22 protein-coding genes are annotated in these 25,292 nt (G+C 63.6%); 13 read left to right on the top strand and 9 right to left on the bottom strand.

Going from position 1 to position 25,292, the window contains the following annotated elements; all coding sequences use genetic code 11:
• Positions 1–117: 117 nt before the first annotated feature.
• Entirely contained in the window at positions 118–504 is a 387-nt protein-coding gene (gene gspI / locus PspS35_RS15085; RefSeq protein WP_159935545.1) for a type II secretion system minor pseudopilin GspI, read from the top strand.
• Between the two features lie 6 nt (positions 505–510).
• On the opposite strand, the gene PspS35_RS15090 is transcribed toward gspI, so the two are convergent.
• Positions 511–942 carry a general secretion pathway protein GspC gene (locus tag PspS35_RS15090; RefSeq protein WP_159935546.1) on the bottom strand — a complete coding sequence of 144 codons (432 nt, stop codon included), beginning with the start codon at positions 940–942 and terminating at the stop codon, positions 511–513.
• A gap of 81 nt (positions 943–1,023) precedes the next feature.
• On the opposite strand from PspS35_RS15090, the gene gspH reads away from it, so the two are divergent.
• Genes gspH through PspS35_RS15105 form a run of 3 tightly spaced genes read left to right on the top strand, consistent with a single transcriptional unit; the run spans position 1,024 to position 2,568 of the window.
• Positions 1,024–1,485, top strand: coding sequence for a type II secretion system minor pseudopilin GspH (gene gspH, locus PspS35_RS15095; protein WP_159935547.1), 462 nt, complete (start codon positions 1,024–1,026; stop codon positions 1,483–1,485).
• Positions 1,482–2,093, top strand: a complete 612-nt coding sequence (locus tag PspS35_RS15100) for a prepilin-type N-terminal cleavage/methylation domain-containing protein (protein WP_159935548.1) — start codon at positions 1,482–1,484, stop codon at positions 2,091–2,093. The genes gspH and PspS35_RS15100 overlap by 4 nt, the downstream gene beginning before the upstream one ends.
• A gap of 49 nt (positions 2,094–2,142) precedes the next feature.
• Positions 2,143–2,568: a VOC family protein gene (locus tag PspS35_RS15105; protein WP_159935549.1), complete on the top strand. Its 426-nt coding sequence runs from the start codon at positions 2,143–2,145 to the stop codon at positions 2,566–2,568.
• On the opposite strand, the gene PspS35_RS15110 is transcribed toward PspS35_RS15105, so the two are convergent.
• The 6 genes from PspS35_RS15110 to PspS35_RS15135 form a co-directional block, all read right to left on the bottom strand.
• Complete coding sequence (locus PspS35_RS15110; protein ID WP_159935550.1) at positions 2,558–3,493, bottom strand: FecR domain-containing protein; 936 nt, start codon at positions 3,491–3,493, stop codon at positions 2,558–2,560. The two genes, PspS35_RS15105 and PspS35_RS15110, sit on opposite strands and share 11 nt — an antisense overlap.
• The gene (locus PspS35_RS15115) at positions 3,490–3,999 is read right to left on the bottom strand and encodes a sigma-70 family RNA polymerase sigma factor (RefSeq protein ID WP_159935551.1); all 510 of its coding nucleotides are present in this window, start codon (positions 3,997–3,999) and stop codon (positions 3,490–3,492) included. The genes PspS35_RS15110 and PspS35_RS15115 overlap by 4 nt, the downstream gene beginning before the upstream one ends.
• A gap of 228 nt (positions 4,000–4,227) precedes the next feature.
• The gene (locus PspS35_RS15120) at positions 4,228–5,775 is read right to left on the bottom strand and encodes an MFS transporter (protein ID WP_159935552.1); all 1,548 of its coding nucleotides are present in this window, start codon (positions 5,773–5,775) and stop codon (positions 4,228–4,230) included.
• Between the two features lie 14 nt (positions 5,776–5,789).
• Positions 5,790–7,007 carry a cytochrome P450 gene (locus tag PspS35_RS15125; protein ID WP_159935553.1) on the bottom strand — a complete coding sequence of 406 codons (1,218 nt, stop codon included), beginning with the start codon at positions 7,005–7,007 and terminating at the stop codon, positions 5,790–5,792.
• A complete protein-coding gene (locus tag PspS35_RS15130) occupies positions 7,007–7,684 on the bottom strand; it encodes an HAD family phosphatase (RefSeq protein WP_159935554.1) in 678 nt (225 codons plus the stop codon). Before PspS35_RS15130 ends, PspS35_RS15125 begins: the two co-directional genes overlap by 1 nt.
• Positions 7,681–8,718 carry a ScbA/BarX family gamma-butyrolactone biosynthesis protein gene (locus tag PspS35_RS15135; RefSeq protein ID WP_159935555.1) on the bottom strand — a complete coding sequence of 346 codons (1,038 nt, stop codon included), beginning with the start codon at positions 8,716–8,718 and terminating at the stop codon, positions 7,681–7,683. The genes PspS35_RS15130 and PspS35_RS15135 overlap by 4 nt, the downstream gene beginning before the upstream one ends.
• A gap of 277 nt (positions 8,719–8,995) precedes the next feature.
• On the opposite strand from PspS35_RS15135, the gene PspS35_RS15140 reads away from it, so the two are divergent.
• From PspS35_RS15140 to PspS35_RS15180, 9 genes are read left to right on the top strand one after another with little or no spacing between them, the layout of a single operon-like run.
• Positions 8,996–11,665, top strand: a complete 2,670-nt coding sequence (locus PspS35_RS15140; RefSeq protein ID WP_159935556.1) for a TonB-dependent receptor — start codon at positions 8,996–8,998, stop codon at positions 11,663–11,665.
• Positions 11,666–11,684: 19 nt separating this feature from the next.
• The gene (locus PspS35_RS15145) at positions 11,685–12,344 is read left to right on the top strand and encodes a class II aldolase/adducin family protein (RefSeq protein WP_159935557.1); all 660 of its coding nucleotides are present in this window, start codon (positions 11,685–11,687) and stop codon (positions 12,342–12,344) included.
• Positions 12,341–13,282, top strand: coding sequence for a transporter substrate-binding domain-containing protein (locus tag PspS35_RS15150; RefSeq protein ID WP_159935558.1), 942 nt, complete (start codon positions 12,341–12,343; stop codon positions 13,280–13,282). Before PspS35_RS15145 ends, PspS35_RS15150 begins: the two co-directional genes overlap by 4 nt.
• Positions 13,275–14,012 carry an amino acid ABC transporter permease gene (locus tag PspS35_RS15155; protein WP_159935559.1) on the top strand — a complete coding sequence of 246 codons (738 nt, stop codon included), beginning with the start codon at positions 13,275–13,277 and terminating at the stop codon, positions 14,010–14,012. The genes PspS35_RS15150 and PspS35_RS15155 overlap by 8 nt, the downstream gene beginning before the upstream one ends.
• Positions 14,002–14,679 carry an amino acid ABC transporter permease gene (locus PspS35_RS15160; RefSeq protein ID WP_159935560.1) on the top strand — a complete coding sequence of 226 codons (678 nt, stop codon included), beginning with the start codon at positions 14,002–14,004 and terminating at the stop codon, positions 14,677–14,679. The genes PspS35_RS15155 and PspS35_RS15160 overlap by 11 nt, the downstream gene beginning before the upstream one ends.
• Positions 14,676–15,881, top strand: a complete 1,206-nt coding sequence (gene metC, locus PspS35_RS15165) for a cystathionine beta-lyase (RefSeq protein ID WP_238785871.1) — start codon at positions 14,676–14,678, stop codon at positions 15,879–15,881. Before PspS35_RS15160 ends, metC begins: the two co-directional genes overlap by 4 nt.
• Positions 15,878–16,912, top strand: a complete 1,035-nt coding sequence (locus PspS35_RS15170) for an ABC transporter substrate-binding protein (protein WP_159935561.1) — start codon at positions 15,878–15,880, stop codon at positions 16,910–16,912. The genes metC and PspS35_RS15170 overlap by 4 nt, the downstream gene beginning before the upstream one ends.
• A 21-nt stretch (positions 16,913–16,933) precedes the next feature.
• Positions 16,934–19,222: a TonB-dependent receptor gene (locus PspS35_RS15175; protein ID WP_159935562.1), complete on the top strand. Its 2,289-nt coding sequence runs from the start codon at positions 16,934–16,936 to the stop codon at positions 19,220–19,222.
• A 2-nt stretch (positions 19,223–19,224) separates the two neighbouring features.
• Positions 19,225–20,421, top strand: a complete 1,197-nt coding sequence (locus tag PspS35_RS15180) for a dipeptidase (RefSeq protein WP_159935563.1) — start codon at positions 19,225–19,227, stop codon at positions 20,419–20,421.
• 373 nt (positions 20,422–20,794) lie between these two features.
• On the opposite strand, the gene PspS35_RS15185 is transcribed toward PspS35_RS15180, so the two are convergent.
• A complete protein-coding gene (locus PspS35_RS15185; RefSeq protein ID WP_159935564.1) occupies positions 20,795–22,180 on the bottom strand; it encodes an efflux transporter outer membrane subunit in 1,386 nt (461 codons plus the stop codon).
• Positions 22,177–25,290, bottom strand: coding sequence for an efflux RND transporter permease subunit (locus tag PspS35_RS15190; RefSeq protein WP_159935565.1), 3,114 nt, complete (start codon positions 25,288–25,290; stop codon positions 22,177–22,179). Before PspS35_RS15190 ends, PspS35_RS15185 begins: the two co-directional genes overlap by 4 nt.
• Positions 25,291–25,292: the final 2 nt, after the last annotated feature.

Consider the following 25,292-nt stretch of genomic DNA (forward strand, 5'->3'; position numbering starts at 1 on the left):
GGCGCGCAGTGTAACAAATGAACCAAATGGTGTATTGCAAAAACTCAGCAACACGCTGGGTCTTTTGCGCGTTTTCGGGTGTTATCCTGCCGGCTGGTTTCCGCTGAAGAGTCACCCATGGAGCTGTCGCGCAAGGAGCAAGGTTTTACGTTGATCGAGGTGCTGGTGGCGTTGGCGATTATTGCCGTGGCCATGTCGGCAGCCGTGCGCGTTGCAAGCCTGATGACCCAAAGCAATGGCCTGCTGCGGGACCGGTCATTGGCATTGCTGGCGGCGCAGGGCCGGCTGGCCGAGCTGCGTCTGGAAGGCCGGCTGGCACCGGGGCGCAAAACGTTCGACTGTGATCAGGGGCGCCTGCAACTGCGCTGCGAGCAGGCGATCACAGCGAGCGCCGACCCACGGCTGATGCGCCTCACGCTGCTGGTCTCGGACCGCGAGCGCGAGGCGCCGCCATTGGCGCGGCTCGAGACGCTGCTTGGCCAGCCGCTGGAGAAGCGCGAATGAGCGGGCTCAGGGCCGCGTCAATGGCGGCATCAACGGGGCGTCGGGCAGCGTGCTGATCTTGAATCGAGCCCTCTCGTCGCCGCGCTCAATGACCACGGCATCTCGTTCAATCGCCACTACGCGCACTCCCTGGCTCAGCCGCTCACCCGCCAGGAACCCGCGCGCCGGTGCGCCGTTGAGACTGAGGATCGCCACCGCGCCGTGTGCACTGGTCATCACCCCCGAGACCTTGAGATCCATCACTACCGGCCTGTTGGAAAACCACTGCAATGCGGGGCTGTCGACCGCTGCTGGGGCGCCTTCGCGCTCGGTCGGCGATGGGCTCGATTGGGCAGGGGTCAGCAGCAGTGATGACCAGACCAGTACGCCCGCCAGCGCCGCGAGCAACGCCGCCGACTGCAACAGTTGCGCGGGCGACAAACGAAAAGTGTATGCCAAGACGAAACCTCCTTGTTGTCCTGTCGCGCAGTCTACAGCACAACACTCGGTTTTTTCTCCACGACGACGGAGCGTTGCGTGATGACCCAAGCCCGGCAACAAGGCTTTACCCTGATCGAGCTGATGGTGGTGCTCATTATTATCGGCATCGCCAGTGCGGCGGTCGGCCTGAGTATCAAGCCAGACCCCCTGCACCTGCTGCGCCAGGACGCCAATCGACTGGTCCAACTGCTGCAGATCGCCCAGGCCGAAGCGCGCGCCGACGGGCGCCCGATCACCTGGCTGGCTGACGCCAAAGGGTTTCGCTTCAGCCGACGCAATGAACAAGGTACCGGCTTCGATCAGTTCAACAGCGACCCGCAACTGCATCCCCGTGTGTGGGACACGCCAACGGTTCAGGTGCGCGTCATCCCCAAACAACGCGTGGTACTCAACGCCGAATGGTTCGATGCGCCGCTGCACGTGCAGCTTTCGAACGGCCAGGGCAGCCTTTCGGTGCTGCGCAGCGCGGCGGGACAATTTCGCGTGGAGGCCACGCCATGAAGACACGACAGCGTGGCTTTACGCTGATTGAAGTGATGGTGGCGATCATGCTGATGGCGATCGTCAGCCTGATCGCCTGGCGCGGCCTCGACAGTGTGACCCGTACCGACCAGCATTTGCAGGCCAGCACCGAACACACCGAAGCCATACTGCGCGCCCTGAACCAACTGGAGCGCGACCTGGCCCTGCGCGCCAGCACCGAATTGCGCGCGCCGAACCTGACCGGGCGCGAGACCGAACCGGCACAAACGCCCGCAGCGATCAGCGTGCGCAGCGCGGACAACCAACGGTTTCGCCTTGACGTGATACGCACTGGCGCCACGTCGGCAGACGGTTTGCAGCGGGTACGCTGGTGGTTGCAGGGCCAAACCCTGTATCGCGCCACAGCGCCAGCGCGCAGCCACTTCCCTCTGCCCTCTCCGGGCGAAGGCGTGGCAGTATTGGACAAAGTCAGCGACCTGCAGGTGCGCGTCTGGGAGCCGGGCCAGGGTTGGCGTCAGTTGAGCGGCAATCGCCAGGACGAACCCCTGGGCCTGGAGATCAAGCTGACCCGCCAGACGCTACAGGGGGCAGAACATTATCGGCAGGTCGTGGGCCCGTTGAATTAGGCCCACAGCTGACGGGACTCATATTGGTGAGCCAACAGGAGTGAACCTTATGCGCAGTTTTTCAGTGCAACGTATAGACCATGTGGTTCTACGGGTGAAGGACATCGAGCTAAGCCTGGCCTTCTACACCGCGGTGCTGGGATGTGAGGTCAAAAAACGCCGTGACGACCTTGGCATGATTCACCTGAGCGCCGGAACCGCAATGATTGACCTGGTCGATGTAAGCGGACCGATCGGTCGTCAGGGTGGCAAGGCAGCAGGTAAGCAGCGGCACAACGTCGATCATGTCTGCCTGCGCGTTGAGCCGTTTGATGAGCAGGCCATTCTCAGCCACCTGGCCGATGCCGGTGTCTCGGCGCAAAAGGCGCAAATGCGCTATGGCGCCGAAGGTACAGGGCTGTCGATTTACTTCAACGACCCCGATGACAATCAAATCGAGTTAAAAGGCCCGGCTCAACCATTGCCTATGCCCTAGCTCCAATCAACACGACCACCCCACCCCACTGCCTGACCCTGATCGGCAAACTCTGCTCCAGTGCTTCAAGCGTCTGCCGGGCATCATCCAGGGGGAACCGCCCGGTCACGCGCAACCCGGCCACTGCGGCGTCCAACCGCACGATCCCGTTGCGATAAGGCCGAATGGCCTCCACCACGGTGGCCAGGGTCTGGTTGCGCACCACCAGCCAGCCATCCAGCCAGGCCGTTTCCGTGGCGGCCATAGGCACTTGGGTGAGGATGCGCTGGTGGTCGAACAAGGTGCTCTGATGCATGCCGACGCGCTGCTGGCTACCACTGGCAAAATGCAGCACCGCGTCGGCGTCGAGGGTAACCAGGCGCATGGCGTCGCCCTGCTCGCTTAACATAAGGCGACCGGTGGAGGCGCTTACCCTGCCGGCACGCGTAGTGACCTGCAACGGGCGCAACACCGTGACCAGCATTTCACCGGCGCGCAGTTCAAGGCCGTGCTGCTCGCTACCTTGCACCGAGATCACCTGGCTGCGGGCATTGAGCCTGAGCGTGCTGCCGTCCGCCAATTGCCACGTGCGGCGCTCTGCCGTGCCGGTGGCGTAGGACTGCCCCGCCTCGTCGAAACGCGATACCCAACCCACCCCCGCTGCCAGCCCGACTGCACACAGGCTGGTGCGCAGGAATGCACGACGGCTGCTGGGCTGCTCCAGGCTACGCAGCAGTTGCGCGCTGGAGCGACCGCGCCAGGGCGAGGCCTTGAGCTGGTCCAGTCCCGCAATCAGTTGCGCGTAGACGTCGCGATGGCGCGCCGAGGTACTGCGCCACTGCTCCAGCGCGTCTTGCTGCGCCGCGCTGAATTCGCCGGACTGGATCTGCACCAGCCACCCAATGGCCTCCTCGGCCACCGGGTCGTTCAAGGGTTGCTTGCTCACTCGGTCAGCCCCAGGTAACAGGCACGCAGGGCCTGAGTCATCAATTGATGGATGCGCCCCAGCGACAGGCCCAACCGTTCACTGATCTGCGCGTAAGTCATGCCGTCCAACTGACTGTGTACAAACACCGCCTTGGCTTGGCCCGACAGACCATCCAGCAGCCGGTCGATGGCTAGCAGGCTTTCGATCAGGATCAGTTGCTCCTGCGGCGATGGATGCACGTGCTCCGGCACTTGCGCCAGGATCTGCAAGTAAGCCTTTTCCAGGTCGCGACGCCGCCAGCCCTCGTACATCAGGCGCTGGGCGATGGTGGTCAGCAGTGCGCGCGGTTCGCGGATGGCGCTGGGATCGGGCAGCATCCACACCTTGAGGAAGGTCTCGGCGGCGATGTCCTCAGCGCTGTGGCTGCAACCGGTGCGGTAGGACAAGCGCGCACACAGCCAACTGTAGTGCTGCTGGAAAATCTGGCCGATCAGGCGGCTCTTGAGCAAGGCATTCGGGTCCATAGGTCCATAGTCTTCATGGACTGCACACGCCAGCGGACAAGTGGTGGTGGGCCTGTCGGTTTGAGGTAGACCTGCATCCGGGCAGGTGAATCCAGTTTGCCCCAGTGGGCATCACTAGATAAAAGAATAAAAACATCCAATAAACTGCACTTTTTGCATAACCCTGGGCAACCCTGCAGGCACGCAAAAACACCGCCCGCGAACGTCGCAGGCGATGTGCGGGTTGGCTCAGTTAGCCGCCAATTGCGCCTGTGTACGCTCTTGTTCACGCAGCGGTCGCACCAGCCAGGCGACCACGACGGTCAGCACCAGCAGGATCGCGGCCAATGCCCAGAGCACGCCGTGGAAAGCGCTGTCATAGCCGCCGATAAACAGGCTGTGCACGGTGCCGGCCTGCTCAGCACTCAGGGCTTGCAACGCACCCGTGAGATTGCCGGCGGCCACGTCGTCGATCCAACGTTGCAGCGTCGAGGGATCGGGCGCCAGGCGGCTCAAGGTGGCGCGCAATTGAGTATCGAGCAAGGTGGCCAGCAACGAACCATACAACGCCACCGCAATTGCCTCGCTGCCGAGGCGAAAGGTGTTGAGCAAACCGGCGGCCATGCCGGCTTTCTGCTCGGGCACAGTCTTTAGCGCCAGGCCATCCACTAGCCCGGCCGACAGGCCCATGCCAATGCCCACCAGCAACAACGGCACTGCCAGTTGCCACAATGCGACGCCGACCTGGCTGACCCATGCCAACGACACCACGCCTACCAGCAACGCAATCAGGCTGACCTTGAGAATGCCGATCGCCGACACCCCGCGTGCCGCCCACTTGCCGGCCAGAATCGGGCAGAACAGCATCGGCACCGTCAGCAGCAACATCGCCAAGCCTGCGTGAGTCGCGCTCAATTGCAGCACGCCGAACAGGTAGCTCGGCAAGTACGTCAGCAGGGTCACAAAGCCGAACGATGCCGCCACAGTAACCAACGCCAGGCCCACAAACGGCCCGCTTGCCAGCAGCGACAGGTCCAGCATCGGCTGGCGATGGCGGCGTTCCTGCCAGGTAAATACCGCCAGCAACACCGCCGCGACCGCCACCAGGCCGAGCACGCCCGGGCTGCTCCAGCCCCACTGCGACCCCTGCACGATGGCAACCATCAGCGCCAGCAAGGCCAGCACAAACAACGTCGCGCCCGGCACATCGAAGCGTGCGGTGCGTTCCGCCAGTTCGCCGTCTCGCGTGATCAACGGGCTGCCCAACAGCACAATCACCAACGTGACCGCATGTGCCCAGAAAATCGCGCGCCAGCCGACACTGTCCAGCAGCAAGCCGGACAAGGTCGGGCCCAGGCTCACACCCAGCCCCGCAACGGTGCCGAACAAGGCAAACGCACGCAGCCGCGCCGGGCCGCTGAAGTGAGTGGAGAGGATGGCAATGCCGCACGAGAAAATCGCCGCCGCACCAATCCCCGCCAGGCCCCGCGCCGCGTCCAACAACCACGCGCTGTCAGCCACCGCCGACAGCACCGAGGCCACCACATACAGCGACGCACCGGCCACAAAACAGCGCTTGCGCCCGAGCCGATCAGCCAGCGCGCCCCAGGCCAGGGTGAAGCAGGCAAATGCCAGGTTGAACGCGTTGACCACCCATTGCAGGCTGGTCAACGGCGCCTGGATATCGGCGCCGATGGCCGGCAGCGCAAGGGCCGTGCCGGAGATGGAGCTGGGCACGACGAATATCGCCAGCAGGATGATCGTGAGTAGAGCCGTGTCGGCAAACGAGTTTTTCATGGGTCCTTCCAGGGTCAGGTTGAAGTGAAACCGTGTACCGGCAAACGCACCGGACGACGCAGGATGATGCCGTCGACCCAGGGCACCTGGTCCGCCGGCACCGCCAGGCGCAAGTTGGGAAAGCGCTGCACCAGAACCTGCAACACCGTGGTGATTTCCAGACGCGCCAGGGCCGCGCCCATGCAGTTGTGCATGCCATAGCCGAACTGCAAATGCCGCGCATCGTTGCGGTCCAGGCGAATCGCCAACGGCTCGGGGAACACCGCAGGGTCGCGGTTGGCGGCAAACGCATCGGCATAGATGATGCTGCCTTCAGGGATCAGCCCCCAAGGGCCTTCCAGGTCGACACTGGCCAGGCGCGGGAACGTCGAGATCGTGCCCAGGGGAATCACCCGCAGCAGTTCTTCGACGGCATTCGGGATCAGCGCCGGGTCGTCCACCAGTTGCTGCCACAGCTGGGGCGCGGCCAACAGGGTGTACACCGCCTTGGTGAGCACGGTGAGAATGTTCTGGTCGCCACCGATCAGCACGCCGAGCAGGATGCCCACCAACTCTTTGTCGTTGAGTGGCGGCTCGCTGTCGTTGCGAGTGGCGACGAAGCGCTGGATCAACCCGTCGGGATAGGTCGGCCGCGCACCGGTCACCAGGTCGGTGAGGTAGTTGTAGACACCCCAGAACTGGTTCAACAGCTGCGGCACATCCGCGTCCGACGCGACCTGCACTGTATGGCTCAGCGGCCTGTAGTAGTCGCGGTCACTCAGGGGAATGCCGAGCAATTGGCAGTCCACCGTTGCCGGGATGTGATCGAGCACCAGGGCGAACAAGTCGGCCCCAGGCGCCTGGCGCTGCAACACATCGAGTCGCTCATGGGTTGCCTGCTGCACTTTTTCTGCCAGTAGCGCCACACCGCTGGGGCTGAAATCCCGCGCAACCACTTTGCGCAAGCGGCCGTGATCGGGAATGTCGTTGTTGAGCAGCAGCTCCGGCGGCGTGATGGTGGGCAGGAAACTCGCACCGTCCTCTTCGTTGCACGGCGCACGAATGGCGCGGTTATCCAGCAGCAACGCCTGTACGTGCTCGTAACGGGTCAGGTGATAGGCCAGGTGGCCGCTGGGCAGCAGGATCCTGGGCAAGCCATTGGCAGGGTCGGCAGGTTGATAGGCGGCAGGCGCATCCAGGTTGGGAATGCGCGCCACAGTGACTTGCGCGGTGGTAACCACGGCGATATTCATCAGGCAGGCTCCCCGGCAGGTTGCAACAGGTCCACACCGGTCAGGCGCTGCAACTGGGCGAGGGCCTGGTGGTTGTCGATAAAGTGCAGCACGTGCCAGCCCAATGCAGCGGCGGCTTGAATGTTCTCGGCCACATCGTCGATCAGCAGGCTGTTGGCCGGGGCAACGCCCGAGCGTGCCGTGGCAACCTGGAAAAACCTCGCTTCTGGTTTGCGCGTACCTTCCTGACTGGAATCGACGATCAGATCGACCACCTCGTCCAACCCCACCATCGCCCGCCAGTGCTGCTCCCACTCCACCACGTTGTTGGTGAGGATGCCCACGCGCAATCCTGCACGTTTTAGCGCGCGTACAGCGGCCACCAACGGTGCATTGGCCGGCACGCCGGCGAACCAATGCTCGCCGAAGGTTTGCAGGCGCGCACGGGACAAATCGATCTGCGGATCGCGGCGACGCAATGCCAGTTCCAGGCGTTGGCCCCAGTCCTTTTCAGTGAGCAACGCACTCTCCACCGGCGCCAGCATCGGCACGCCCAACTCGTCGGCCACATCGCTCATGGCCTGTTGCAGCACCCGTGGAGCGAGGCCGGTCTTGACCTCGTACTGCTCGAACAACGCGGGAATCGGCGGCGACAGCACGCCCCCGAAATCGAACCAGATAAACTTCAGGTCGCTCATCGCACACCCCCGGCCACCAGGGCCAGCGGCTGGCTGGCCACCACCGGCAACAACTCCAGCTCAGCCGTGGCAATCACCGCGCCGCCCTGTTCTACGTCCAGGGCCAGGGTGATGCGGCCGTGTTCGTCAGTGGCCAGGGTAGTGAGGTCGGCACGTACCCGGGTCGGCAAACCAAACTCGCCAAAGCGGGTGAATACCACATGGCAACGGGACAACAGCAACTGATCGGGGCCGGCCTGCAACTGCCGATCCGCGACCACCAACGCCACCTGCCGGAAGCCTTCAAGCAGCAACATGCCGGGGATATGGTCCAGAGGGTGATCGAAGATCGCGGGGTTGTTCAGGTCCACAATCAATGGCGCCACCAAGCTGTCGGCGCCCTGCTCCAGATCCTTGCCCAGCACCACGTTGTTCAGCCAATGGCGCCCTACCGCCGACGGGCTCAAGGGCGGCGGCAATTGCGCCAGCGGGTCGGCGTCGGCCGGAATCGCCGCCAGGCCACGCACACGCATCTTGTTCCAGGCCGCGCCGCTCATCCACCGAATGCTCATGCGCTCGTGCCGTGCGGCGACTTCGCCATTGATGCTCAGGGACATGTTCAGGGTCACCCCGCTGCGCTCACCGTGGCGCAGGTACTCGTCCACCACAAACACATCGATCTGCGCCGACGCCGGGCGATCCCCCACCACCAGCAAACTGCGCTCGGTGACGCGCGTGACACTGTCCAGGTAAATAAACTTGTCCTGGGCGCTCACATCCAGGAACGCGTGGGAGATATAGATCGACGCCTGGCGGAACACTTCCAGCAATAACAACATGTCGTAGTGTGCGGCGCGGTGCGTATGTTCACTGAAGTAACTGTGGGTGCGCGGTAGTTGCGCGCTGCAACGAAAGTGCCCCTCCTCTACCAACTCCGCGCCCGTCAGGAAGACCTCGCTGACGGCAGCACGGTGCACCATGCTGCGCGGCACAGTGTTTTCGCAATGAACGGCCGGCACTGGGCTGGCTGGATTTAGAACGGACAATTCAGACATGGGCATCTGTCTCCTGATGAGCTTTTCCGTAAGCGTGCAGACCGCTGTACAAGTGCGTGACTTGTGAGCTTTGCGCGGACAACCCGATCTGGCTGTCAGTACCCTTGTGCAGATACTCCCTTATATTTTCACTGCACACTTAGATCAGTTTGATCGAAGCTTATACGCGCAACTAAATCGTCTAGATACCGAACTAAGTGTTCTAACTTAGTAGTGAAAATATGCCCACGAAGTTGCTCAAGGTCGTAAAGAACATCACGACCCGGAGCAGATTGGCATGTTGAAAACAGGATTCACCCTGGCACCCCTGGCGTGCGCATTGGCCTTGGGCGGCCTGGCGCTGCCGAACCTGGTGCTGGCGCAAAACGATGCGGCCGCCGTCCAAAAGGTCATTGAGTTCAATATTCCCGCCGGCCCGCTGGATGAGGTGCTGCTGAGCATCTCCCAGCAAAGCGGCCACCCCATCGCCTTCGACCCGCCGTTGGTAGAAGGCCGTGCAAGTCGTTCGATCCAGGGCCGCTTGAGCCAGGAGCAGGCGCTGGGGATCGCCTTGAGCGGTTCACAGTTGGGCTTCAGCCAGACCGCCAGCGGCGCCGTGTTGATCCATCGTTTGGCCAGTACCAGCGAGCCCGCCGCGCCACGGCTCAAATCGGTCGAGGTGATAGGCACACGTCGCAGCGATGTCACCGCCCTGCAAAGTGCTGCGCCCGTCGATGTGATCAGCAACGAACAATTGGAACGCGCCGGCACCGACAACCTGGCCAAGGCCCTGGAAACCCTGGTGCCGTCGGTGAACTACCCGCAAGTCAACGGCACCGATGGCGTGTCATCGCAGCGGCCGGTGTCGCTGCGCGGGTTGGCCTCGGACCAAGTGCTGGTGCTGGTCAATGGCAAGCGTCGGCATGCCTCGGCCTTCGTCAACACCAAGGCCACCCTGGGCCGGGGCTCGCAGGCGGTGGACTTGTCGACGATTCCCGTCAGCGCCGTCGACCATATTGAAGTGCTGCGCGATGGCGCCTCGGCGCAATACGGTTCTGACGCAATTGCCGGGGTGATCAATATCGTGCTCAAGGAGCAGGACCACGGCGGCGCGGTGCAAAGCACCTTTGGCCAGTACACCAAGGGCGACGGTTTTCGCCGCTCGGTCGGTGGCTGGAGCGGTTTTACCTTGCCCGGGGACGGTTTCCTGACCCTCAGCGGTGAAGGCCTGCGCAGCGAACGCACGTCCACCGGCGGTACCGATGGCCGGCAGTTCTACCCCACCGGCGACGCGCGCGAAGCAGATGCCGACCGCCACTGGCGCTACGGCTCGCCAGGGCTTGAAGACTGGAACCTGGCGCTCAATACCGGCCTGTCGCTCAACGACACGGTGGACCTGTATGGCTTCGCCACTTATCAAGACCGTACCGGCGAGTCCCAGGCCACTTTTCGCCGTCCCATCGACGCCAATAACCTGGTGGCCGTGTACCCCAACGGGTTCCTGCCGTTGCTCGACGTGCGCTCGCGGGATGCCTCGGTCACTGGCGGCGTGAAGATTCGCGACGACAGCCTGGGCACTTTCGACCTCAGCGCCAACTACGGGCGCAACCGCATCGACTATCACCTCAGCGACTCGCTGAATGCCAGCCTCGGCCCTGCCAGCCCCACCCGCTTCAATGCCGGTGCGCTGGTCAATGAGCAAACCAACGTCGGCCTGGACCATGTAAAGGAATTCAAGGTGGGCTGGGGCGCCGGCCCACTGGTGTTTTCCAGCGGCCTGGCGTGGCGCAACGAGGCGTACGAGGTGATCGCAGGCGACCTCGCTTCCTGGACCCACGGCACTGCCCTGCCCGCCCGTGCCGGCGGTGCCCAGGGTTTCCCCGGCACCCAGGACAGTGACGAAGGCCGCTATGCACGGCACGTCTTCGGCGGTTACCTGGGACTGGAGCAACAGGTCACCGACAAACTGCAACTGGGCCTGGCCGGGCGCAGCGAGCACTACGATGACTTTGGCACCACCACGACCGGCAAGTTTTCCGTGCGCTACGACTTCACCCCGCAATGGGGCCTGCGTTCGACGCTCAGCAGCGGCTACCGCGCGCCGACATTGGGCCAGATCGGCACATCGGCGACCCAGACCGAATTCAAGGCCGGCGACCCCACGGCCTATCAGGTCGGCACGGTCAGCGTGAACACGCCAGTGGCACGGGCATTGGGCGCCAGTGACCTGAAGCCGGAAAAATCCACCAGCCTGTCCCTTGGCGTGGTGTGGCAACCGCTGGAACGTGCCAGCGTCAGCGTCGATGCGTACCACATCCGGATTCAGGATCGTATTGCCCTGTCGGAAACCCTCAGCGGTACCCAGGTAAGCCAGATCCTCGCAAACCAAGGGTACGGCAATTATTCCGGCGTGAGCTTTTTCACCAACGCCCTGGACACCAAGACCAGCGGCGTCGATGTGGCCGCTCACTACCGCCTGGACCTGGCCGATGCCAGCCAGTTGACCCTCAACGGCGCCTTCAACTACAGCAAGACCCAGGTCACCGACATCAAGGACAACCCCGGCCCCCTGGCCGGCACCGGCATCACGCTGATCAATCGCGAAGCCCTCAGCTACGTGGAAAGCGCGTCGCCCAACAGCAAGCTGATCCTTGGGGCCGACTGGCGTAAAGGCGCATGGCAGGCGAGTTTCAACACGATCCGCTACGGCACCTACACCCTCGATTCCAACCTCGGCGAAGCCCGCGACCAAACCTTTTGCGCGCAGTGGGTGAGCAACGCCAGCGTGTCCTACGACATCAGCCAGGCCCTCACCCTGACCTTGGGCGGCAACAATATTTTCGACAGCTACCCGGACAAGATCGACGTGGCCAACCGTTTTGTCGGCGGGCGCGTGGCCTACCAGAGCATCTCACCGGCCGGTGCCGAAGGCGCCTTCTACTACGTGAAAGCCGACTACCGCTTCTGACCCCCAACAAGGAGTTCCCATGAGCTTTGATCCTGTGCGTTTTACCCAAGCCTTCGAGCATGACTTTGCCCTGGCCAAGCAGTTGCTGATCAAGCATCAGGTGCTGTCGGCCAATGAGGCGGGGAATATCAGCCTGCGTCTGCCCGGCCAGGAGCGGCTGGTGATTGCCTCGCTGAGCGGGCTCGACAGCGGCGTGGCCGCGATTGTGGATTTCGATTTGCAGCACAGCCAGGGCAGCCTGACGGACAACCTCAAGGAAGTAGCAGCGCTGCACGTGGCGATCTACCGCGAGCGGCCCCAAGTGAATGCGGTGATTCATACGCACTCACCGTATCTGACGGCGTTTGCGATTGCGGGGCGGCCGTTGCGCGCCCATGCCACGCAGTTGCTGGGGGTTCTGGATGAGGATCAGGAAATTCCGCTGACCGCCTGGGGCCCGCGTTACGCGCCGGAGCCGGTAGTGGCGGCGTTGCGTGAGCATCCCCGGGCGCCGGCGGCTCTTTTAGCCAACCACGGTCCATTTGCCTGGTCGGAACGCGATGTGCTCGCGGCCACCCGGTTGCTGGTGAACCTTGAAGAGGCCGCCTACCTGACGTTCCTGGCGCAGCAACTGGGCAGCCCGCAGCCGTTTCCCAGCGGTGCGGCTCAGCGCTCGCGGCTGGGGTGGAGTGCGACATGAGTGATTTGCTCACTGACACACTGCGGTTCAAATGTGGGAGGGACGATGCGACGATTCGACTTGCTCCCGATAGCGGTCTATCGGTGTACATATCCATTGCTGCGGTAACGGCGGCCTTACGGCACACCCGTTGGGTGCTGGCCGCGTTTCTCGCAGTCTGTGCGCTTCCCGCGCACGCCGAAGCTTTACTCGAACGCGCCCAATCCCGAGGCACGCTCAATGTGTGCACCAGTGATGAGTTCCCACCGTTCAAGACCCTTGATGCCCAAGGCCGTCCCAGCGGGCTGATCATGGATTTGATTGTTGATCTGAAGCAGCAGTTGTCGGCTCGCGTCGGGCAGCCGCTGAAGCTTTCGTTGGTGCAGGTCAATCCACTGAATCGCTTGTTGTTTCTCGACCAGGGGCGTTGCGAGGTGTTGGTGACGTCGCTGTTGGACACGCCGGCCCGGCGTCGTGAAGTGGACTTTGCCAGCCCAGGGTTTTATAGCTCGGCGGCCACGGTGTTTGCACCGAAAAGTACGCGGGTGCCCGATTGGGAAAGCCTGCGCGGCAAGACGCTCTGCGCGCCCGCCACGAGTGTGTGGGTACGGCCGTTTGAAAGCCGCTATGGCGTGCAGTTCGCATCGTTCAACGGTACCGCCGAGGTGCGCAAGGCGGTGACGGACAGCCGCTGCCTGGGCGCGATGGGCGACGACGCGTTGTACAGCGCCCTCGCCCGCCAGCCGGAATGGGCCGACTACGAGGTCAAGCTACCGGGCCAGGAACCAGCGCCGTGGGGGATTGCCTTGCGCAAGGGCCAGCCCGCGTTGTTGGCGGCGGTGTCGAGCATTGTCGAGGGCTGGCATGCCAATGGGCTGATCATCGAATTGGAGCAGCGTTACGGCCTGGCGCCGAATGCCTGGGTCGCGCAGCAGCATGCGCAGGCCCAGCATGAATGAGGTCAGCCTGCGCCTGTGGCTGGAGCAACACGGCCTGTCGCTGAGTATCGTCTGGGACCCGATGGACCGTCAGCGCTTTTTGCTGGGCCTGGGGCTGACGTTGCTGTTGTCCCTGGCGAGTATCGCGCTGTCGTTGTTGATCGGCGTCGTCGGCGCCGCCGGCCTGGGTTCGCGCCAAGGGTTGTGGCGCGGCATCAGCGGTGCGTACGTGGCGCTGTTTCGCAACACGCCGCTGTTGGTCCAGCTGTTCTTTTTCTACTTCGGCGTCGGGGCGCTGTTGCCGCTGGTGGACGGTGTGCGCCTGCTCAACGGCACGCAGTGGGCAATCATCGTGATTGCCCTGCACAGCGGCGCGTTCCAGGCGGTCAACCTGCGCGCCGGGATCGATGCGGTACCACGCGCCACCCGCCAGGCAGCCGCTGCCCTGGGTATGCAAGAACCTACGGTGCTGCGCCATATCGTGCTGCCGCTGGCACTGCGCAACAGCCTGCCGGCGATGGGCAATACGGTGGTGCAGACCATCAAATCGACCTCGGTTGCCTACGCGATTGCGGTGCCGGAGTTGCTCTATGCGAGCAACCGGATCTGGTCCGACAACTTCAACGTGGCCGAGATGATGCAAGTGCTGTTGCTGGTTTGGCTGTTGCTGATCGGTCTGAGCAGTTGGCTGTTGCGCCGCCTGGAAAACCACCTGCGCCTGCCCGGTCAGGAGCTGCCGAATGCTGCCTGAACCTTCACCACTGATGCTGCTGTGGCAGTGGGCGCCGGCGCTGCTGCAAGGCTTTGGCCTGAACATCCTGATGGGCGTCACGGCGATGCTGGTGGCGACCGTCCTCGGCGTCCTGCTCGGCAGCCTGCAGGTGAGCCCCCATGCGCACCTGCGCCGGGGTGCCGGGCACATCAGCCGTTTGCTGCGCAACCTGCCGTGGCTGGTGGTGATGTTCTACGTGGCCTACCTGCTGCCCTACGAAGTGCAGTGGGCCGGGCGCTGGTGGCAGTTGCCGGACTGGCTGAAGGTCGCGCTGGGCCTGGCGCTGCCTGCCATCGGCTACGTCTCGGAGATTGTGCGCGGCGGCGTCTACGCGGTGCCGTCGGGCCAATGGGAAGCGGCCCAGGCCTTGGGGTTGCGCCACGCCCAGGCGCTGCGCTACGTGATCGTCCCGCAGACCCTGCCGAGCCTGGTGGCGCCGTGGATGAACCTGTATTGCGCGGTGACCATGTCCACCTCACTGGCCAACCTGCTCGGGGTGGAAGAGTTGATGACCACCCTGCAGTCGCACCTCTCCAGCCAATTGCGCAACGACCTGCTGCTGCCCGCCTACGGCTTGGTGTTTGTCGCGTTCTTTCTCTACATCTACCCCCTTTCACGCTGGGCCAAGCGGCTGGAACGCCGATGAGCCTTTCGACGAGAACCACCACCATGCGCGACGACACCTTGCTGACCCACCTCGGCCGTGATCCGGCCAACCATGCCGGCACCGTCAACACCCCGGTGTATCGCAGCTCTACGTTTATCTGGCCCGACACCAGCACCCTGGCGAACCACCTGCAACAGGCCGATGACCCGCACTACCGAGGCCACGTCTACGGGCGCAACGGCAACCCCACCACCGCCGCGTTCGAAGACGCCGTGGCTGAGCTGGAAGGCGGCTTTCGCGGGCTGATCATGCCCAGCGGCCTGGCGGCGATTGTCGGCGCAGTACTGGCGGTGGCGCGGGCCGGCGACCATATCCTGGTCACCGACAACTGCTACTGGCACGCACGCCAGGTATTCGACCAGATCCTGCCGCGCTACGGCATCCAGGCCAGCTATTTCACGCCAATGCTCGGCGCGGATATCGCCGGGCTGCTGCGCCCGAATACGCGCCTGGTGTATGCCGAGGCGCCCGGCTCCAGCACCTTCGAAGTGCAGGATATTCCCGCCCTCGCCCGTGCGGCCCACGCCCAGGGCGCGCTGCTGATGCTCGATAACACCTGGGCCACGCCGCTGTTCTTCAAGGCGTTTGAACACGGCGTGGACATCTCGATTCACGCTGCCACCAAATACCTGGTGGGCCACAGCGACGCCATGCTCGGGGTGATTGTCACCACGCAGGCGCTTTACGCCGGCGTGCGCGAAACCGTGCGCCAGTTGGGTTACATCGCCAGTGCCGACGACGCCTACCTGGGCCTGCGTGGCCTGCGCACCCTCGGCGTGCGCCTGCGCCAGCACGAGCGCTCGGCGCTCACGGTTGCGCAGTGGTTGCTACAACGCCCGGAAGTCGCCCAAGTGCTGCACCCGGCCTTACCGGGCGCGACGGGACACGCGGTGTTCAAGCGCGACTTCCTCGGTTCCACCGGCCTGTTCGGCGTGGTGCTCCACCCGATCTCGGCAGCGCAAACCAAGGCCTTTCTCGACAGCCTGCAGCTGTTCGCCATGGGCGCCAGTTGGGGCGGTTTCGAAAGCCTGATCCGCCAGCAACAACGCCATCCTTCGGCACAGATTGAACCCGGCGTATTGCTGCGCCTGCATGTGGGCCTTGAAGCGGTCGAGGACCTGATCGCCGACCTGCAACAAGGCCTGGAACACCTGAACGTCACCCCAAGGAGTCTGCCATGAGCCACACACTGCCCACCCACTACAGCATTTGCCCGCTGCTGGTCGCGTCGAATATCGCCGTGGAACTCGGCTGGCTGGATGAGGAATACCAGCGCGTCGGTGCCGAAGCGATCTACCTGCGCTCGCTGCCCGACAACCAGGGCTGGCTGCCGCACTTCACCCATGCCGAGTCCCGGCTGATTCGCGATGGCGGCGCCGTGCCCGCACTGTGGGCCCGCGCCGACCAGGCCGACACGTTGCTGGTGGCCACCACTGCGACCCAGCGCGCCGGGCAGATTGTGGTGCGCGCCGACGGGCGTATCCGCCAGGTCGCCGACCTGTTCGGCAAACGTATCGGCGTGCCGGTCAGCCGCAACAAGGCGCGGGTGGATGTGCTCAAGGCACTGGCCGAACACGGCTTGTTCAATGCCTTGCAACTGGCGGGGCTCGAGCCGTCGCAGGTGCGCTTGATCGAGTTGGAGGACGAAGGCGACCCCCACACCTTGCAGGCCGCCGTGCGCCCTTCGGCGTTCTGGGCGCAATTGCATGGCCTGCACGGCAAGCCGGGCCAGGAAGTCCGCGCATTGGCTGAAGGCCGCGTCGACGCGGTGCACATCGCCGCCGGGCACGTGCCGGCGCTGCTCGCCAGCGGTGAATTCACGGTGATCGAAGACCTGGAACGCTACCCCGACTGGACCCTGAAAAACCACAACGGCCCTTACGCCACCACCGTCAACCGCGCCTTTGCCGAAGAACATCCGCAGGTGATCGTGGCGTTCCTGCGCGCAGCAATCCGCGCCGGGCGCTGGATCAACCAGCACCGCGATGCGGCCGCGCAGTTGTTCACCCGCGTGACGTTCCTGCCGGATGCCGGGTTTATCCGCCAGGCCATCGCCGAGCTGGATTTCGTGCCGCAACTGGGCCCGCAGAACCTCGCGGCCCTGGAGCTGAAAAAGGATTTCCTGGTGCAACGCGGTTTCTTGCAGAACGACTTCAGCGTGCATGAGTGGGCCCAGCCCGACTTCCTCGCCCAGGCCCACGCCGGGCTCTGACGCCTCAACCAAGGATGAACCATGATTGCTCAGTACCGTAAAACCCTGCTCGCCAGCCTGCTGCTGGCCGACTCCACGTGGGCCGCGCAAACCGCCAGTTCCACCGAACCGCAACTGAGCAAAGTCGAGGTGGTCGGTGCACGCGTCACCGAAGCCAGCGCTGCCATCGGCGAAGACAAGATCAGCAATACCCTGAGCATCTCGCACCAGGCACTGCTGTCGGCGCCGGCGGGCACCTCGGGCCTGAAAATGCTCGAAGCGCTGCCGGGCTTCAACGTGCAGGTCAACGATGCGTTGGGCTTGTACGAGTTCGGCAACTCGGTGTTCGTGCGGGCGTTCAACTTGCAGCAGATCGGCTTCTCCATCGACGGCGTGCCGTTGGGCCGTACCGACCAGTTTGGCGGCAGCCCGATCTACCGCTACGTCGACAACGAAAACACCGAACGCGTGACGGCCTCTACCGGCGCCGGCGATGTCTCGCAATCGGGCTACGCATCATTGGGCCCGTACGTGGATTACCAAACCAGCAACCCTACCGTAGAGCCGGGTGTGAGCCTGTCTTACACCCTGGGCAGCGACAGCCTGCGGCGCAGCTTCGTCAAGCTGCAAAGCGGCGAATACCAAGGTCTGTCGGCGTATTTCAGCCGCTCGAAAATCGACGGCGACCTGTGGCGCGGGCCCGGTACCATCGACCGCGAACACCTGGAAGCCAAGGTGCGTTATCGCTTTGGCGATCGCGATGAGGTATGGCTGCGCGCGGTGCACAATTCGTTCTACGACTATGACTCGCCCTACGTGAGCATCGCCCAGTACGACGGCAGCGCCAATGATCTCTTCGGGCGTTCGGGCCGTTATTTCGCCTACCTCGACAGCCTGCCCGATCTGCCTGAGACAGTCCCCGGCGTGCGCTACAGCAACACCGGCTACAACCAGTTCTACAAGCAAGCGGTGAACCAGCGCCGCGACACCCTGTACAGCCTGGGTGGCCAGTTCGAGATTCGCCCGGACCTGCTCAACTACACCACCCTGTACTACGAAGCCAAGAAGGGCTTTGGCGTGTCGCCCGAGGCCTACGCCACGTCCCTGGCGCTGCACAATGCCCAGAGCAACGTAGACGGATTGTTCGCGCCCAAGGGCGTGCAATACGGGCTGTCGTCCTTGAGCGGCCACCGTTTTGGCGGGCGTACCGGGCTGCAATGGGAGGTGGGTCAACACCAGATCGATACCGGGCTGTGGGCAGAGACCGATGTGTTCAACCGCCAGCAGGGCCGCTACAACCTCACCGATGGTAGCCCGGCCGGCGAGCCGCTGTTCAATGAGCCGGTGCACCTGCAAGGGGATTTCAGCTCCACGCGCAATTCGTTGCAGTACCACCTCAAGGACACCTGGACCCTGCTCGATGATCGCCTGCGCCTGCAGTTCGGCTTCAAGAGCCTGAACCTCAAGTACCGCATCGAGGGCTATCGCAACGCCGGCGACTACATCAACAACCGCCAGCCGCGTCTGAGCACCCAATGGAACGACGCGTTCCTACCCCAGGCCGGGTTGGTCTACAACCTCACCGACGATACCCAGGTGTTCGCCTCCTACTCGGAAAACATGGCCCTGCCCCGTGGCGCCGACGATATCTTCCGCGCTGCCAGCCCCAGTGCACCGCCACCGGATGCCGAACGGGCGAAGAACTACGAGGTGGGTTATCGCATCAACCGTCCGACCTTCAACGCCGCCTGGGCGCTGTACCGCACCGACTTCGATAACCGCCTGCAAGCCTTCGCCTCGGCGGTGCCTGGCAGCAGCCAAGTGGAAACCTATTACCAGAACGTCGGCAAGGTGCAGGCTTACGGCACGGAGTTGAGCGGCCAATGGAAGCCGCCGATCCTGGCCGATAAGGTGGTGCTCAACGGCAACCTGACCTACAACAAATCCACCTTCCAGAACGATGCCGCCGGCCTGTCGATCCGCGACAACGATGTACCCGACAGCCCGCGCTGGCTGGCCCAGGCCGGGGTCACTTACGAGTTGGCGCCGTGGGCCTTGCTGAACTTTTCCGCACGCTACATCGGCGAGCGCTACAGCAATTTCACCAACAGCGAATCGGTGCCCGGCTACACCCTGTACAACGCCTACCTGGACCTGGGCGGCGAGCGCGTGCATTACGGCCCGCTGAAAAACGTCAAGCTGCGCTTCAACGTCGACAACCTGTTCGACAAGGACTACTTGGGCTACATCCTCACCAGCACCAGCGGCCCCGCCGTATTCCGACCGGGCTCGCCGCGCACCTTCCAAAGCACCTTGAGCATGGAGTTCTGAACATGACCAAGCGCCTGCTGATCCTCGCCTTGTTGCCATTGCTGGCCCACGCTGACGTGAGCCCCAGCACCCTGGCCCTGCACCAGCGCCTGCTGGTGCTGGACAGCCACCTCGATACCCCACTGACCCTGACCCGCCCCGGCTGGAACATCCTGGAGCGCCACGACTATCGCCAGGACGGCAGCCAGGTCGACCTGCCGCGCATGCGCGAAGGTGGCCTGGATGGCGGCTTCTTTGCGGTCTATACCCCGCAAGGCCCACGCACCGAGGAAGGTCGCGCCTACGCCAGCGCCTATGGCCTGGCCACCCTCACGCGCATCCGCGATGTGATCGATCGCAACCCCGACAGCTTCGCCCTCGCCCTCACCGCCGACGACGCTCGACGCATCGCCGCCCAGGGCAAGCGTGTGGTGTTTATCAGCATGGAGAACGCCGACCCGTTAAGCTCCGACCCCGAACTGCTCAACACCTACTACCGCCAAGGCTTGCGCATGCTCGGCCTGGTGCATTTCATGAACAACGACCTCGCCGACTCCGCCACCGCCCTGCCGGAATGGAAAGGCCTGAGCCCCAAAGGCCGCGATCTGGTACAGCGGGCCAACCGCCTGGGCATCCTGCTCGACGTGTCCCACGCCAGCGACGCGGTCTTCGACCAAATGCTCGCCCTGTCCAGCGCCCCGCTGATCGCCTCCCACTCCAGCAGCCGCGCAATCAACCCACACCCGCGCAACCTCGATGACCACCGCGTGCGCCAACTGGCAGCCAAGGGCGGCGTGATCCAGGTCAACGCCTACAGCGACTACCTGATCCCCCTCACCCCTAATCCGGACCGCAACAAAGCTATGGCCGCGCTCGGCGCCCGCTTCCACAACCTTGCCGCTCTCAGCCCGGAGCAGATCAAGACGCTCTACCAGGAACGCGACACCCTCAACCAACGCTTCGCCCAACCCAAGGCCAGCCTCGATGTGTTCATGAAACACCTGTTGCACCTGCTGCAAGTCGCCGGCCCGGACCACGTCGGCATCGGCGCCGACTGGGACGGTGGCGGTGGTGTGACCGGGTTGGAAGATGTGAGCCAGCTGCCGGTGATTACCCAGCGGTTGTTGGATGCCGGGTATAGCGAGGCGCAGATTGCGAATATCTGGAGCGGGAATTTGCTGCGGGTGTTGCAGGCGGCGCAGGATAAACGGCAGCTTTGAGGTGCTTGGCCGAGGAAGATCAACATGTGGGAGGGGGCCCCGATGAGCATGGGTATCTACACAACTCTCAAAGGCTTACACATAACACTGTGATGAGCGGGATATTGTGGTGAGCGGGCTTGCCCCGCGCTGGGCTGCGCAGCGGCCCCATCAAAGCCACCCCCGTTTTTCCAGACAAACCGAGTTGTACGGTTTTGGGGCCGCTTCGCAGCCCAGCGCGGGGCAAGCCCGCTCACCACAACAGCCTGCTCACCACAACAGCCTCGTTCGCTAAGGTTATGTTTTCACCAAAGATGTGTAGATACCTATGCCCCGATGAAGGCGTGTCAGTTGAAGCATCTCTTACTGACACACTGCTATCGGGCCCAAGTCCCTACTGCCACCCTCCCCCCATCACTTTGTACAACGTCACCCGATTGCCCTGCTCCGCCAAGCGCAGGGTAATCAGGTCCTGTTGTGCGCTGTACAACGAACGCTGCGAATCCAGGGCTTCGAGATAGCTTTGCGACCCTGCGCGGTACAGCGCATCCGACAGGTCGTAGCTCTTCTGGCTGGCGTCGGCCAGCGCTTGCTGGGCGGTGAGGCGTTGATCCAGCGTGCTACGCACGGCCAGGGCATCAGCCACTTCCTTGAACGCCGTCTGCAACGACTGCTGATAGGTCTGCACCTGAATTTCCTTCTCAACCTTCGCCGCATCCAACGTCGCCCGGTTACTCCCCGCATCGAAAATCGGCACACTGATACTCGGCGCAAAGGTCCACGCCCCGCTGCCCGCCTTGAACAGGCTGGACAGTGACGAACTGGCAGACGCGGCATTGGCCGTCAGGCTGATGCTCGGGAAAAACGCCGCGCGCGCCGCGCCAATGTCGATATTCGCCGACTTGAGACTGTGCTCCGCCGCCAGCACATCCGGCCGCCGCTGCAACAGGCTCGACGGCAATTCGGCCGGCACTTGCACCAGCGCAGCCGCCGATTGCAGGTGGGCGTCCGGCAGCAAACTGTCGGGAATGTCACTGCCCACCAGCAGGCGCAAGGCATTGCGGTCCTGAAGGATCTGGCTCTGATACTCCGCCACATCCACCCGCGCCGACTCGACCGTGGTTTGCGCCTGGGCCACCGCCAGCGCCGCCGAACCGCCCAGCGCGTGGCTGCGCTGGGTCAGTTCATAGGTGGATTGCTGGCTGGCCAAGGTGTCCTCGGCCAATTGCAGGTGTGCGTTGTCGGCGGCCAGGGTCAGCCAGGCGGTGGCCACTTCGGCCACCAGGCTGATCTGGGTGCTGCGCCGGGTTTCGGTCAGCGCCAGGTAGGCTTCCAGCGCTTCATCCTGCAGGTTCTGCACGCGGCCGAACACGTCGACTTCATAGCTGCTCAGCCCCAGCTGCGCGCTGTAATCGTGGCTGGTGGCCGCCGCGCCGCTGCTCGACAGCGCGCCCGGCGTGCGGCTGTGGGTGCCGCTGATGCCTGCATCAATCGTCGGGAACGCGGCCGCACGCTGGATGCGGTATTGGGCCTGGGCTTTTTCGATATTCAGGCTGGCCAGGCGCAGGTCGCGGTTGTTGGCCAGGGCCAGGCTCTGCAACTGCGCCAGGCGGCTATCGGTAAAGAACTGCTGCCACTGGATATCGGCGGGCACGTCGCCCTGGACGCCGGCCTGCCATTGCGTCGGCACCGGTGCGGCTGGCTGCTGATAATCCGGCGCCAGATTGATGCAGCCACTGAGGACCAATGCGGCCACCAACGGGCAGAGAAACCTGATCATGCGTCACCTTTTTCGACGATTGGAGACGTGCTGACGCGGCCAAAACGGCGGCGGATCAACACAAAAAACAGCGGCACAAAGAAGATCCCCAGCACCGTGGCGCTGAGCATGCCGCCCAACACGCCGGTGCCAATGGCCCGACGGCCGGCGGAACCGGCGCCGCTGCTCAGGGCCAGGGGCAATACGCCGAACATAAACGCCAGGGAGGTCATCAGAATCGGGCGCAGGCGTTGGCGCACGGCGGTCAGCGTCGCGTCCAGCAGGCTACTGCCCCGCTCCTGCAAGTGCTTGGCGAACTCGACGATCAGGATCGCGTTTTTCGCCGCCAGCCCCACCGTGGTCAACAGGCCGACCTGGAAGTACACGTCGTTGCTCAAGCCGGTAAACCGTGTGGCCCACACCGCGCCGACAATACCCAGCGGCACCACCAGGATCACCGAGAACGGCACCGACCAACTCTCGTACAACGCCGCCAGGCACAGGAACACGAACAGGATGGAGACCGCGTACAGCAACGGCGCCTGGGAGCCGGACAACCGCAGTTGGTAGGACTGGCCGGTCCACTCATAACCAATGCCATCGGGCAGTTGCTTGGCAATGGCCTCCACCGCATCCATCGCCGCGCCGGAGCTGACGCCCGGAGCCGGGTCGCCGACCACTTCCAGGGAAGACGAGCCGTTGTAGCGCTCCAGCAACGGCGAACCATAGCTCCAGGCGCTGATGGCGAACGACGAGAACGGCACCATTTCATCGTTGCTGTTGCGCACGAACCAATGCTCCAGGTCGGCAGCCTGCATGCGGGTCGACGCCTCGCCCTGCACATAGACTTTCTTCACCCGGCCCTGGTTGAGGAAGTCATTCACATAGGTGCCGCCCAGCGCGGTGGACAGCGTGGTGTTGATATCGCTGGTGCTCAGGCTCAGGGCTCCGGCCTTGCGGTCATCGATGCTGACTTTGAGCTGCGGCGCATCGTCCAGGCCGTTGCTGCGCACACCGAGCAGGCGCGGGTCTTTTTTCGCCTGTTCGATGAACTGCTCACGGGCAGCGACCAACGCGTCATGCCCCAGGCCACCCAGGTCCTTGAGCTGCAAATCAAAGCCCGAACTCTGCCCCAGGCCGCGCACGGCCGGTGGTTGCATCACGAACACATCGGCATCGCCGATGCTCGCCAGCGCCAACGTGGCGCGCTGGGCAATCGTCGCCGCATCGTCCGCGCGCTCGCTCCAGTCCTTCAACCGGATAAACGCCCGTGCGGTGTTCTGGCTGTTGCCGCCCATGCCCAGCCCGCTGATGCTGATCATGGCCTCGACTTCCGGCTGCTTGAGCATGTACTGCTCGAACTGGTGCAGCACCGCCTGCGTGCGGCTGTCGGTGGCGCCCACCGGCAACTGGATCTGCGCCATAAGGATGCCCTGGTCCTCGTCCGGCAGAAACGACGTGCTCAGGCTGGCGTAACCGGCGGCCATGGCGGCGGCGATCAGCGCGTACACCACCAGGCTGCGGCGGGTACGTTGCAGTACGCCACCGACCAACGCTTCGTAGCGCTGGGAGCAGCGCTCGAATGCACGGTTGAACCCACCAAAAAAGCCGCGTTTGGCGCCATGCCCCGGTTTGAGCAGCGCAGCGCACAAGGCCGGTGTCAGGGTCATTGCGACCACCACCGAGAGCACCATGGCCGAGACGATGGTCACCGAAAACTGCCGATAGATAATCCCGGTGGAACCACCGAAAAACGCCATGGGAATGAACACCGCGCTGAGCACCAGGGCGATGCCGATCAGCGCGCTGGTGATTTCATCCATCGATTGGCGCGTGGCCGCGAGGGCCGTCAAGCCCTGCTCGCTCATGACCCGTTCGACGTTTTCCACCACCACAATCGCATCGTCCACCAACAGGCCGATGGCCAGGACCATGGCAAACATGGTCAGGGTGTTGATTGAATAACCGAACAATGCCAACACCCCGAACGTACCCAACAGCACCACCGGCACAGTGATTGCCGGGATCAAGGTAGCCCGCAGGTTTTGCAGGAACAGGAACATGATCAACACCACCAGCACGATGGCCTCGCCGAGGGACTTGACCACCTCTTCGATGGACAGGCTCACAAATGGCGTGGTGTCGTAGGCGATCACGTTTTTGAGCTGCATCTCGTTCGGGTAGAACGGTTCCAACTCCGCCAGCTTGGCCTTGACCGCCTCGCCCACGTCCAGCGCATTGGCCCCCGCCGCCAGTTGCACACCCATGGCCGCGGCCGGCTTGCCGTTGAGGGCCGAGGTGATGTCGTAGCTCTCGCTGCCCAGTTCCACGGTGGCCACATCGCCCAACAGCACCACCGCGCCGTCACTGGTGGACTTGACCACCACGTTACGAAACTCTTCGGCGGTCTGTAGCTTGCTCCGGGCACTGATGGTGGCGTTGAGTTGCTGGCCCTTCACCGCCGGCAATGCGCCGAGTTGGCCGGCCGAGACTTCGGTGTTTTGCGCTTCCAGGGCGGTGCTGACGTCTGACGGCATCAGCGCGTATTTTTCCAGCAGCGCCGGGTCCAGCCAGATGCGCATGGCATAGCCCGAACCCAGGGTTTGCACATCGCCCACACCGTCAATGCGGCTGATGGAATCGAGCAGAGTGCTGGAGATGTAATCGCCAATCTGGGTGCCGGTGACGCTGAGGTTGTCCGACGCCAGAGCGGCAATCATCAGGAAGTCCGAGCCGCCCTTGGTCACCGTCAGGCCTTCGCTCTGCACCGACTGCGGCAAGCGCGATTCGGCCTGTTGGAGTTTGTTCTGTACCTGCATCTGCGCCACATCCGGGTCGGTGCCGGCGGCGAACGTCAGGCTGATACTGGCGCTGCCCGCCGAACTGCTGGAGGCCGACATGTAGGTCAGGTTGTCCAGGCCCTTCATCTGCTGCTCGATGACTTGGGTCACCGAGTCTTCCACGGTCTTGGCCGAGGCACCGGTGTAGGTGGCGGAAATGCGCACGGTGGGCGGCGCGATGTCCGGGTACTGCTCCAGCGGCAATTGGCTGATGGAGAGTGCACCGCCGAGCATGATCACGATGGCGATGACCCAGGCAAAAATCGGTCGATCAATAAAGAAACGCGCCATGT

Origin of the sequence: Pseudomonas sp. S35 (genome assembly GCF_009866765.1) — a bacterium.
Lineage (GTDB): Bacteria > Pseudomonadota > Gammaproteobacteria > Pseudomonadales > Pseudomonadaceae > Aquipseudomonas.